This window comes from Mycobacterium sp. TH-M103, assembly GCF_057473785.1.
In genome coordinates, this window is sequence record NZ_JBYCLG010000332.1 from 1 (window position 1) to 11,316 (window position 11,316).

Genomic DNA, 11,316 nt, shown 5'->3' on the forward strand with positions numbered 1-11,316 from the left:
GACGTCGACGGTGATCGCAGACCCAGGAGCGGTGCCCCATGACCAGAGCAACCGATGTCGCCCGGCACTCGCCGCGGCGGGTTTTCCGTGACCGGCGTGAGGCCGGGCGGGTGTTGGCCAGCCTCCTGAGCACCTACCGCGACCGGCCGGACGTGATCGTCCTGGGTCTGGCCCGCGGCGGGGTGCCGGTGGCGTGGGAGGTGGCGGCCGCGCTGCGCGTCCCGCTGGACGCGTTCGTCGTGCGCAAGCTCGGCGCGCCGGGTCACGAGGAGTTCGCCGTGGGGGCCTTGGCGAGCGGGGGCCGTGTCGTGGTCAACGACGATGTCGTGCGCGGGCTGCGGGTCACCCCGCAGCAGCTGCGCCACATCGCCGAGCGCGAGGGCCGGGAGCTCGCCCGGCGCGAGGCCGCCTATCGGGACGGACGCCCGCCCGTTGATGTGACGGGCAGGACCGTCATCCTCGTCGACGACGGCCTGGCCACCGGCGCGAGCATGTTCGCGGCCGTGCAGGCGCTGCGGGAGGCGCAGCCCGCCGAGATCGTGATCGCGGTGCCCGCGGCCCCCGAGTCCACGGTCCGGGAGTTCGAGAGCCTCGTCGACGACGTCGTCTGCGCGACCATGCCGACGCCGTTTCTGGCGGTCGGGGAGTCGTTCTGGGACTTCCGGCAGGTCACCGACGAGGAGGTCCGTCAGCTTCTGGCCACCCCGACCACCGAAGCGACGGCCAAAAGCGTTGCGGCGCAAAACCCCGCCGACCTGATCGCTGCGGTGGCGATCGATGCCCCCGGCGGCGTTCCGCCGCTGGCCGCCCTGGAGGAGCTGATCGGCGATGCGCGGGTCGTGCTGATCGGCGAGAGTTCGCACGGCACACACGAGTTCTACGAGGCCCGGGCGGAGATCACCAAGTGGCTGATCGAGGAGAAGGGCTTCTGTGCCGTCGCGGCGGAGGCCGACTGGCCCGACGCCTACCGGGTGAACCGGTACGTGCACGGCACCGGCGGGGACACCACCGCCGACGAGGCGTTGAGCGGGTTCGAACGCTTCCCGGCCTGGATGTGGCGCAACGTCGTCGTCCGCGACTTCGTCGACTGGCTGCGTGACCGCAACCGCCGCCACGAGTCCAGCGGGCGCCGGCAGGCCGGGTTCTACGGCCTGGACCTCTACAGCCTGCACCGCTCGATTCACGAGGTGATCGGCTACCTGGACAGGGTGGACCCCAGGGCGGCGGCGCGGGCCCGGAGCCGGTACTCCTGCTTCGACCACGCCTCGGCCGACGACGGGCAGGCGTACGGCTTCTCGGCGGCTTTCGGCGCGGGCCCGTCGTGCGAGAAGGAGGCCATCGACCAGCTGGTCGACATCCAGCGCAACGCGCTGGCCTACGCCCGCATGGACGGGCTGCTCGCCGAGGACGAGCTCTTCTACGCCCAGCAGAACGCGCAGACGGTGCGCAACGCGGAGGTCTACTACCGCGCGATGTTCAGCGGGCGCGTCACCTCGTGGAATCTGCGCGACAAACACATGGCGCAGACCCTCGGTGCGCTGCTCGAACACCTGGACCGCCACCACGACGTGCCGCCGGCGCGAATAGTGGTGTGGGCGCACAACTCTCACGTCGGCGACGCGCGCGCGACCGAAGTGTGGGCCGACGGACAGCTCACCCTGGGCCAACTGGCCCGCCAGCGATACGGCAAGGCGTCGCGGCTCATCGGGTTCAGCACCTACACCGGCACGGTCACCGCGGCCAGCGAGTGGGGCGGCGTCGCCGAACGCAAGGCCGTGCGGCCGGCGCTGGGCGGCAGCATCGAGGAACTCCTGCACGAGACCGGCAACGGCGCCTTCCTGGTGTCGGCCCGCATCACCCCCGGCGCCGCCGAACCGCTGAGCACCGTCCGGCTGGGCCGCGCCATCGGCGTGATCTACCTGCCCGCCACCGAACGGCAGAGCCACTACTTCCACGTGCGGCCCGCGGACCAGTTCGACGCGATGATCCACATCGACAGAACCCGGGCGCTGCAGCCCCTGGAGCCCACGAGCGTCTGGGTCGCCGGCGAGACGCCGGAAACCTACCCGAGCGGCCTGTGATGGAGCCACCGGACGGGCCGACCCCGGGCCGTGCGCAGATCGTCACGCTGACTATGAACCCGGCGCTGGACATCACGACCGGCGTCGACGCGGTGCGGCCGACGGACAAACTGCGCTGCGACACACCGCGCTACGACCCGGGCGGTGGCGGCATCAACGTCGCCCGCATCGCCCACGTGCTCGGCGCGTCGGTCGAGGCGGTGTTCCCGGCCGGGGGGCCGACCGGTGACATGCTCACGTCGCTGCTCGACGTGGCGGGGGTGCCGTACCGGCGGGTCGCGATCGGCACCTCGACGCGGGAGAGCTTCACCGTCAACGAGACCGGCACCGGCCGGCAGTATCGCTTCGTCCTGCCCGGGCCCCGGTTGTCCCACCTCGAACAGGCCTGGTGCCTGGACGAGTTGCGCGTGGCGGCCGTGGCCGCCGACTTCGTCGTGGCGAGCGGCAGCCTGCCTCCCGGCGTCCCCGCCGACTACTACCAGCGGGTCGCCGAGATGTGCCGGGAGCTGGGCGTGAACCTGATCCTGGACACCTCAGGCGGCGGCCTGCGGCACGTCTCCTCGGGGATTTTCCTGCTCAAGGCGAGCGTGCGCGAGCTGCGGGAATGCGTAGGCCGGCCGCTGGTGACCGAGGCCGACCAGCTCGCCGCCGCGCACGAACTCGTCGACACCGGTCGCGCCGAGAGCGTGCTGGTGTCGCTGGGCTCCCAGGGGGCGCTGCTCGCGACGACGCACGCCGGCCAGCGATTCGCCGCCATCCCGATGTCCGGCGGGAGCGGGGTGGGGGCCGGCGACGCGATGGTCGCCGCCATCACGGTGGCGCTCGGTCGCGGATGGCCGCTCGTCAAGGCCGTGCGGTTGGGCATCGCGGCGGGCACGGCCATGCTCATGACACCCGGCACCGCCGCGTGCGAGCGGGCGGACGTGGAAAGGCTTTTCGCGCTCGCCGCCGAACCAGTGGACGTCTGAGCATCGCCGGTCCGCACCGTAGGAGGACGAACGGCATCGCAGGTGGGGCCCAACGGCCCCTCCGCAATGCGTCGCGGCGCAATAGCCTGACATGGAGGCGCAGAACAAGTCAGGAGCCGACATGGACGAGCTGGACTCGAAGTCGGTGGTCGTGGGCATCAACGGCTCACAGGCCGCGGTCAACGCCGCCAAGTGGGCGGTCGAGGAGGCCCGGAGCCGGCAACTACCGCTTCGCCTGGTCTACGTCGTCGGCGGTCACGGCGCGGAACCCGGGTCCGGGACGGCCTCCGAGTGGGAGGTCGAGCGCGGCGAGACGGCGCTGTCCCAGGCGGAGCACGCCGTGGCCAGTTCGGGCAAACCGGTCGAGGTCGAAACGGCGATCCTCTCGGGCGACCCCGCGCAGGTCCTGATCCACGAATCCCAGGACGCGGCGCTGGTGTGCGTGGGCACCGCGCGGCGCGGTTGGGCGGCCGACGGCCTGCTGGGGCCCACCGCCGCCGGCCTGGTCGCGCAAGCGCGCTGCCCGGTGGCCGTCATTCGCAGCAATCCGAACGGCTCCCCGACACAGCTCGGCGTGATCGCGGTGGTGCTCAACGACGATCCCGACAACGACGAGGTCGTGCACCGGGCGATGGAGGAGGGGCGCCTCCGCCACGCAACCGTGCGGCAGATAGACCGGCGTCTGAACAGCTGGGTTCGGCGCTACCCGGACGTGCCCGTGCAGACCGTCGCGGCGGGCGCCGGGACGAAGCCCGGCGAAAGCCACGGCGCCGCAATCGAGCTGGCCGTCGTGGGCGGTGCCGACGGCGAACAGATAGCCGGGCTCACCACCCCCAACTGCCATCCGATCGTCGGTTACCCCGACTGTTCGGTGCTCGTCGTGCGGCAGTAGGCAGCCCCCGACCGCGATGAACGAGTCCGTGCAGCCCCGGTCGGTGGTGGTCGGCGTCGACGGCTCGAAAGCGGCGCTGCGGGCGGCGTTGTGGGCGGTCGATGAGGCAGTCAGCCGCGACGCCACGCTGCGCCTGGTCGGCGCGGTCGAGCCGGGCGAGGGCCCGGACGCCACGCAAAGGGTGGAAAGGGCGGTTAACCACGCGACCACCGCCATCCAGGCCGCGGGCGCGCCGCCGAAAATGGAGACCCGGGTGACCGACGGGCCGGCGGCCCGCTCGCTGATCCGCGCCTCGGCGTCGGCGACCCTGCTGTGCGTGGGTGCGGTCGGGTTGCGTCACTTCCAGCCGGGCAGGGTCGGTTCTACCGCCGCCGCGGTGGCCACGTCGGCGCACTGCCCCGTGGCGATTGTCCGGGCTCACCAGCCCCGCCCGCCCACCGGCCTTGCCGCGGCGATCGTGGTCGAACTCGGCGGGTCCATCGAGAGCGAGGACGCGGAGATCGTGTTGGGCGCCGCGGTCGAGGAGGCCCGGCTGCGCGACGCCGCCCTGCACGCGGTCGTGCGCGGCAGAGCGGACGACACGGCCGGCGCAGCGGGGCAGGCTGACCGCTCGGCGCTGGCCGACCTTGGTCGCCGGCTGGCCCGGTGGACCCGGCGCTACCCGGACCTGCGGGTGGAATCGGCTGTGGCGCAAGGCGGCCTGCTGGAGTATGTGGCCGGGCACCGGCCGGTGCAGCTGGCGATCGTCGGTTCCCGCAATCGGCAGCGCCTCGCCGAACTCGTCGGGCCGGCCGGCGCCGCGCGGTTGCAGGACGCGGGCTGCTCGCTGCTGGTGGTCAACCGGCGGCATCTGTGAGCCCTGCCGCCGGTCGGGATATGGGATATTGGGTCGATGGTCGGTCGGTGACGCGCTCGCACGGCCGGCAGGAAGGACTCGCAATGGTTAAGGTGTTTCTGGTCGACGACCACGAAGTGGTCCGCCGCGGTCTTGCCGACCTGCTCGCCTCGGACCCTGAGCTGGAGATCGTCGGCGAAGCCGGATCGGTCTCGGAGGCCAAGGCCCGGATACCGGCGCTGCAGCCCGACGTCGCCGTACTCGACGTGCGCCTACCCGACGGCAACGGCATCGAGCTGTGCCGCGACCTGGTGTCGGATCATCCCGACCTGCGCTGCCTGATGCTGACGTCGTTCACCTCCGACGAAGCGATGCTCGAGGCGATCCTGGCCGGCGCCAGCGGCTACGTCGTCAAAGACATCAAGGGCATGGAACTGGCTCACGCCATCAAGGAGGTGGGCGCCGGGAAGTCCCTGCTGGACAACCGGGCGGCGGCCGCGTTGATGGCCAAGCTGCGCGGCGCGTCGGAGCGCGAAGACCCGCTGTCCGGGTTGACCGAGCAGGAACGGACGCTGCTCGGGTTGCTGAGCGAGGGGCTGACCAACAGGCAGATCGCCGCCCGGATGTTCCTCGCCGAGAAGACGGTGAAGAACTACGTGTCGCGGTTGCTGGCCAAACTGGGCATGGAACGGCGCACCCAGGCTGCGGTTTTCGCCTCGAAGCTGGATCGGCGCTCGGGGGAGCCGCACTCGCCGACGGGGGCGCCGCCCGACTGAGCCGGGCGCAGTTTACTGGAGCCCGCCGCCCGCAAGGTTGGGCGGCGCGCCGAATTGCGGCTAGGCTGCAACCAGGCAACCCCGCGTTGATCAGCGCGCCGTCGTCGTTCCTGTGCAACACGGGCTGCTGCGTTGGCACACATGTCGTGGAGGTAACGAGTCGGGTGTCCGGCGACGAACGCGGTTCGGCTTTTGCCGGGCTCGGCCAGCGCGGGCTGCTCAGCAGGATGCACGAGCAGCTCGACGAGTTGCTGGCGGCGCGTGACCAGATGGAGCAACTGCTGCGGGTCATCGTCGAGATCGGTGCCGGCCTGGATCTGGACGCCACCCTACGCCGCATCATCGGCGCGGCCCGGGAACTGACCTCCGCCCCCTACGGCGCGCTGGCGATCCGCGATCCCGACGGCAACCTGCTCTCGTTCGTCCACGACGGCCTCGATGAGGAGACGGCCGCGCGCATCGGGCACCTGCCGGTCGGCAAGGGCCTGCTCAGCCTGTCGCTGATGGACACGCCCGCGCTGCGGATGGACGACCTGGCCACGCACCCGGCCGCCGCCGGGTTCCCCGAGCACCACCCGCCCATGCGGGCCTTCCTCGCGGTGCCCATCACGATCCGGGAGACCCTGTTCGGCAACCTCTATCTCACCCACGACGACCCGGCGCGGCTGTTCTCCGAATCCGACGAGGTCGCCGCCCGCGCGCTGGCGTTCGCGGCCGCGGTCGCTATCGACAACGCGCAGGTGTTCCAACGCGAGCGCACGGCGGTCCGGTGGATGGAGGCCAGCCGCGAGATCACCACCGCGCTGCTGTCCAGCGCCGAGCCGCACCGGCGCCCGCTGCAGTTGATCGCCGAGAGCGCACGCGCCCTGACCGGCGCCGAGCAGGCGATCGTGCTCGTCCCGGGCGACGCCGACATCCCGGACGACGAGGTCGACACGTTGGTGGTCTCCGCCGCCGTGGGCGTCCATGCCGCCGAGGTGATGGGCCAGCAGGTCCCGGTGGACAAATCGACTTCCGGCAGCGTCTTCCGGTCCGGCGAACCGCTGATCACGGACACGCTGCAATACCCGATCCAGGCGTTCACCGACGTCGGCCAGCGGTCGGCAATTTTGATGCCGCTGCGCGCCCACGACGAGGTGGTCGGCGTGATCGCGATCGCCCGCCGCGCCGACCAGCCGCCCTTCGACGAGAGCTATCTGGGCCTGGTCAGCGATTTCGCCACCCATGCCGCGATCGCGCTCGTGCTGGCGTCCGCCCGCGACGACGCGCGCCGGCTCACCATCCTGGGCGAACGCGAGCGCATCGCCCACGATCTGCACGACCACGTGATCCAGCGGCTGTTCGCGGCCGGCATGGACCTGCAGGGCACGCTGGCCCGCGCGCGTTCACCCGAGGTGGCCGAGCGGCTCAACCGCACACTCGACGACCTGCAGACCATCATCGAGGAGATCCGGACGACGATCTTCCAGCTGAAATCCCCGGCGAACAAGAACGGCGACTTCCGGCACCGTGTCCAGCGGGTGATCGCCGACCTGACCGAGAACCGAGACGTCGTCACCACGGTGCGCATGCACGGGCCGATGACCGCGGTGGACGGCGATCTCGCCGACCACGCCGAGGCGGTCACCGCGGAGGCCATCAGCAATTCCCTGCGCCACTCCGGGGCGTCGCGGCTGACCGTGGAGGTCAGCGTCGGCGACATGTTCGTCCTCGACGTCGTCGACAACGGCTGCGGCATCCCGCCCGACAACCGGCGCAGCAGCGGCCTGTCCAACATGAAACGCCGCGCCGCGCAACTCGGCGGTGCCTGCGAGGTCACCAACCCGCCCGAGGGCGGCGCCCGGGTCCACTGGGTTGCCCCGCTGACGGACTAGCGACCGGGACCGAGCGCTGACCAATGGCGGTCGCGTGGGGTCCAACGGCCCCTGTCTCACCGCGCCGCGCCGTATAGCGTCAGGGATCGTGAGCGAGCACGCGGTGGAATCGGCGGCGACCGCCCGGTTGCTCGACGGGCGGGTCGTGGTGTTGCGCCGACTGGGCCACGACGACGCCGCGGCCGTGCTGGCGCTGCACGAGCACCTCACCGACCGGGACCGGTATTTCCGCTTCTTCACCCTGCAGCCGGCACCTCTGCGCGAACTCGCCGGCAGGCTGACCGAGCCGGTCGAGGGGATCTACGCCGTGGGCGCGTTCGACGGCGGCCGGCTCATCGGGGTCGCGCACTACACCGTCGTCGATGACCCGGCGGTCGCCGAGATCGCGGTCGTGGTCGCCCGCGAGGATCATTCCGTGGGTGTGGGCACGGCCCTGCTCAAGCACCTGGCCCCGATCGCGCGGTCCCGCGGCGTCGAGCGCTTCGCCGCCGACGTGCTCGGCGAGAACCATCTCATGCTCACCGTTTTCTTCGACCTCGGATGGCGTTGCGAGCCGAGCGGTTACGGATCGGTCCGCCATCTGGAGATCGAGTTGCCCCGGGATTGACAGCGAGGAGTTCGATATGGCGGACAAGTCAACGGAATTCGGCGTGCTGGTGGGCGTCGACGGGTCGGCGGCATCCGATGCCGCCGTGGCCTGGGGGGCACGCGAGGCCACCCTGCGCCAACTGCCCGTCACCCTGTTCCACGCCGTGCAGCCCGTGGTCGTCGGGTGGCCGGTCGGGCAACTGTACGCGGACACCCCCGAATGGCAGCAGGAAGAGGCGCAGCGCGTCCTCGAGCGGGCCCGCGCGGCGCTGACCGCCGGCCCGGGCGGCGCCGAGCCGCCCGAGATCCGCACGCAGCTGGTGTATTCCGGCGTGATTCCGGCCCTGGTCGACGCCTCCGAGGGGGCGTGGATGGTCGTGGCCGGCAGCCAGGGGCTGAGTGCGCTGGGGCGACTGCTCCTGGGTTCGGTGACCGCGGGTCTGCTCCATTACGCGCACTGCCCGGTCGCGGTCATCCATTCCGACGCCACCCCCGATCCGGGAGCGCCGGTGCTGCTCGGGATCGACGGGTCGCCCGCCTCGGAGGAGGCGACGGCGCTGGCCTTCGACGAGGCCTCCCGCCGCGGCGTCGGGCTGGTGGCGCTGCACGTCTGGAGCGACGTCGCGGTGTTCCCGATCCTCGGGATGGACTGGCACGAGCGGGAAGCCGAAGGCCAGGAGATCCTCGCCGAGCGCCTGGCCGGCTGGCGGGAACGGTATCCCGACGTGGCCGTCGAGCGAAAACTGTTCTGCGACAAGCCAGCCCATTGGCTGTTGCAGGAATCCGAACGCGCCCAACTGGTCGTGCTAGGCGGCCGTGGGCGCGGTGGATTCCCCGGCATGCTGCTGGGTTCGGTCAGCTCGGCGGTGGCACAGTCGGCGCGGGTCCCGGTGGTCGTGGTTCGCTGACCAGCGGCGCCGGCGAGGCGCTGTGCATTCCCCAGCTCAGCGCACCACCAGCACCGAACACACGGTGTGGCCGTGCGCGCGCCCCGTCGGCCCGACGAGCCGCGCGACCTTGTCGGCGTCGGCGGCGCCGACGACGGCGAGCCGGACCGGTTCCTGGGTGTGGGCGAGGAACTCGGCGGCCCCCCGCCGCGCGGCGACCGGCATGACGTGCACCTCGGGGTACCGGGAGACCCAGGGGCCGAGCCGGTGTTCGAGCTGGCGGTAGGGGATCTCACCGAGGCCCCAGCGCCACACGCCCATCGCCAGCACCGGCGCCCCGCGCAGCCGCGCCTCGCGGAACCCGTGTTCGAGCACCGCGTCGTTGCCGGGGGCATCGTCGACGACGACGGCGACATACCCGGGGTCCTCCGCCGGGCCCGGTTCGGTGGCGTCGCGGTCGCACCGGATGATCGCCACCGGGCACTGCGCCCCGCGGGCCACGGCGTCGGCGGTCGAGCCGAGGACCTTGCTGGCGATGCGCCCGATGCCCACCGACCCCACACACACCATCGCCGCGCCCCGCGACGCGTCGAGCAGGGCGCTCTCGGGCGATCCGCGCACGATGTCGCATTCGACCTTCACCGGCTCGCCCAGCGCCTGCAACACCGCGTCGGCGGCGCGCAGCGACGTTTCGGCGTATTCGACCTCCAGGCCGTCGTCGGCGGTGTCCCCGTCGGCCCGCCGGTCGGGAACGGCGTGCACGAGCCGCAACGGGATGTTGTGCCCGACGGCCTCGGTGACCGCCCACCTGGCCGCGTTGATCGCCGCGTCCGAGCCGTCGATACCGACCACGATCCGCTGTGCCGGCTGGTTCATCGCGTCCTCCCGATCTGGCGCCGGGGCGATTCCCCGGGCCGCCGATGCCTGACACTATGCGCCGGACTTCCGGTCCAGCAGGGTCGTTGGGCCCCCAATCGGCCGGCGATGGTCACCGGCGCCGGGCTCGGCCTCACTCGACTTCGAGCCGGTGTCCGGGCAGCAGTTGCTGCACGCGGCCACGGCATTCGACCAGGACCGGTCCGGCGTTGTTGGCCTCGGAGGTCAGCGCGCCCGCGCGTCCGCTGATCCGCAGGTGCAGCCGCTGGCCGCGATACAGGAACGGGAACTCGATCGGACCCAACCGCTCCGGCCAGTGCGGGTTGAGTATCAGCCGGTCGTCGCGGGTTTCCAGTCCGGTGAAGCACCGTTGCAGCAGGTCGATGCTGCCGGCCATCGCGGCCAGGTGTATTCCCTCCGAGGTCGTACCGCCCTGGATGTCGAGGACATCGGAACTCAGTACCTGTACGAAGTACCTCATGGCCCGGTGCCGTTTGGCGCGGGCCAGCACCCACGCGTGCACGATGGCGCTCAACGTCGACCCGTCAGAGGTGCGCGCCAGGTAGTAGTCCACCGTCTTGGGAATCTGCTCGGGCGCGAAGCGGTAGCCGAGCCGGCCGAACAGGCCCAGCAACTCGTCGGACGACAGCAGGTAGAACAGCATCAGCGCGTCGGCCTGCTTGGACGCCTGGTAGTTGTTGACGCTGTCCCCCTCGGCCTCCAGGATGCGGTCGAGGCGCTGGATGTTTCCGTACCGCTGCCGGTAGTGGTCCCAATCCAGCTCCGCCAGTTGCGGATAACCCTCGAACTGACTGATCACGATGCCGTCGTCCGTGTCGTGGAAGGGAACGAACATGCGCCGGGTCACGTGTTCCCACCGCTCGAGTTCCTCGGCTCTCAGACCGACCTTTGCGACCAGGTCGAGCCGGTCGCGCAGTGTCAGCAGGTTCAGCGCGTCCATCGCCCGCAGGATCACCCAGACCGCCATCACGTTGGTGTAGGCGTTGTTGTCGATCCCGTCGTATTCCTTGCCCGGATAACCGGAATGGAATTCATCGGGGCCGATGACCCCCCGGATGGTGTAGCGGCCGCGGCTGTCGTCGAATTTCGCCAGACCGACCCAGAACCGCGCGATCTCGACCAGCATCTCGGTCCCGTAGTCGACGAGGTGCTGCCGGTCAGCGGTCACCTGGTAGTGCTGCCACACGTTGTAGGCGATCGCCAGGCCGACGTGATGCGCGCGCGCACTGGCGTCCGGAATCCACCGGCCCGACTGCGGATTGAGGTGCACCTCCTGGCTTACCTCACGCCCGTCGCTGCCTGACTGCCACGGAATCATCGCGCCGCGATAGCCGGCCCGCCGCGCCGCGCGGCGGGCTTCGGGAAGGCGTCGGTAGCGGTACTGCAGCAGCGACCGGGCGACGTTGGGCAGGCGCACGCTCAGCACCGGGGAGACGAACAGCGAGTCCCAGAAGACGTGCCCCCGGTAGGCCTCCCCGTGCAGCCCGCGGGCCGGCACTCCGGCGTCGAGTTCGGCGG

10 protein-coding genes are annotated in these 11,316 nt (G+C 71.2%); 8 read left to right on the forward strand and 2 right to left on the reverse strand.

Translation table 11 applies throughout. The features are described 5' to 3' along the window. Positions 1-38 precede the first annotated feature (38 nt). From AC2VOR_RS18410 to AC2VOR_RS18445, 8 genes are all read left to right on the forward strand, one after another. Positions 39-2,081, forward strand: a complete 2,043-nt coding sequence (locus tag AC2VOR_RS18410; protein WP_369739915.1) for an erythromycin esterase family protein — start codon at positions 39-41, stop codon at positions 2,079-2,081. Next, positions 2,081-3,049 carry a 1-phosphofructokinase family hexose kinase gene (locus AC2VOR_RS18415; protein ID WP_369739914.1) on the forward strand — a complete coding sequence of 323 codons (969 nt, stop codon included), beginning with the start codon at positions 2,081-2,083 and terminating at the stop codon, positions 3,047-3,049. Before AC2VOR_RS18410 ends, AC2VOR_RS18415 begins: the two co-directional genes overlap by 1 nt. A 121-nt stretch (positions 3,050-3,170) precedes the next feature. After that, positions 3,171-3,941 (forward strand): universal stress protein, encoded by a 771-nt coding sequence (locus tag AC2VOR_RS18420; RefSeq protein WP_369739912.1) that lies wholly within the window; start codon positions 3,171-3,173, stop codon positions 3,939-3,941. A 16-nt stretch (positions 3,942-3,957) separates the two neighbouring features. Beyond that, positions 3,958-4,797: a universal stress protein gene (locus AC2VOR_RS18425; protein WP_369739911.1), complete on the forward strand. Its 840-nt coding sequence runs from the start codon at positions 3,958-3,960 to the stop codon at positions 4,795-4,797. Between the two features lie 83 nt (positions 4,798-4,880). Continuing rightward, positions 4,881-5,552, forward strand: coding sequence for a hypoxia response regulator transcription factor DosR/DevR (gene dosR / locus AC2VOR_RS18430; protein ID WP_369739910.1), 672 nt, complete (start codon positions 4,881-4,883; stop codon positions 5,550-5,552). A 227-nt stretch (positions 5,553-5,779) separates the two neighbouring features. After that, a complete protein-coding gene (locus AC2VOR_RS18435) occupies positions 5,780-7,426 on the forward strand; it encodes a sensor histidine kinase (protein ID WP_486964274.1) in 1,647 nt (548 codons plus the stop codon). Positions 7,427-7,514: 88 nt separating this feature from the next. Beyond that, positions 7,515-8,033: a GNAT family N-acetyltransferase gene (locus AC2VOR_RS18440; RefSeq protein WP_486964270.1), complete on the forward strand. Its 519-nt coding sequence runs from the start codon at positions 7,515-7,517 to the stop codon at positions 8,031-8,033. 16 nt (positions 8,034-8,049) lie between these two features. Continuing rightward, on the forward strand, positions 8,050-8,922 hold the full coding sequence (locus AC2VOR_RS18445; protein WP_486964271.1) for a universal stress protein: 873 nt from the start codon (positions 8,050-8,052) through the stop codon (positions 8,920-8,922). 36 nt (positions 8,923-8,958) lie between these two features. Here the strand turns inward: AC2VOR_RS18445 and AC2VOR_RS18450 are convergent, their stop codons facing one another. Together AC2VOR_RS18450 and AC2VOR_RS18455 are read right to left on the reverse strand one after the other, a co-directional pair. Beyond that, on the reverse strand, positions 8,959-9,777 hold the full coding sequence (locus AC2VOR_RS18450) for a universal stress protein (protein ID WP_486964272.1): 819 nt from the start codon (positions 9,775-9,777) through the stop codon (positions 8,959-8,961). Between the two features lie 133 nt (positions 9,778-9,910). After that, on the reverse strand, positions 9,911-11,316 hold a 1,406-nt coding region (locus AC2VOR_RS18455; RefSeq protein ID WP_486964273.1), incomplete at its 5' end, for a glycosyl hydrolase family 65 domain-containing protein.

Coding starts and splice junctions, on each gene's coding strand:
- AC2VOR_RS18410 (WP_369739915.1), top strand. CDS start 39: ATGACCAGAGCAACCGATGTCGCCCGGCACTCGCCGCGGCGGGTTTTC.
- AC2VOR_RS18415 (WP_369739914.1), top strand. CDS start 2,081: ATGGAGCCACCGGACGGGCCGACCCCGGGCCGTGCGCAGATCGTCACG.
- AC2VOR_RS18420 (WP_369739912.1), top strand. CDS start 3,171: ATGGACGAGCTGGACTCGAAGTCGGTGGTCGTGGGCATCAACGGCTCA.
- AC2VOR_RS18425 (WP_369739911.1), top strand. CDS start 3,958: ATGAACGAGTCCGTGCAGCCCCGGTCGGTGGTGGTCGGCGTCGACGGC.
- dosR (WP_369739910.1), top strand. CDS start 4,881: ATGGTTAAGGTGTTTCTGGTCGACGACCACGAAGTGGTCCGCCGCGGT.
- AC2VOR_RS18435 (WP_486964274.1), top strand. CDS start 5,780: ATGCACGAGCAGCTCGACGAGTTGCTGGCGGCGCGTGACCAGATGGAG.
- AC2VOR_RS18445 (WP_486964271.1), top strand. CDS start 8,050: ATGGCGGACAAGTCAACGGAATTCGGCGTGCTGGTGGGCGTCGACGGG.
- AC2VOR_RS18450 (WP_486964272.1), bottom strand. CDS start 9,777: ATGAACCAGCCGGCACAGCGGATCGTGGTCGGTATCGACGGCTCGGAC.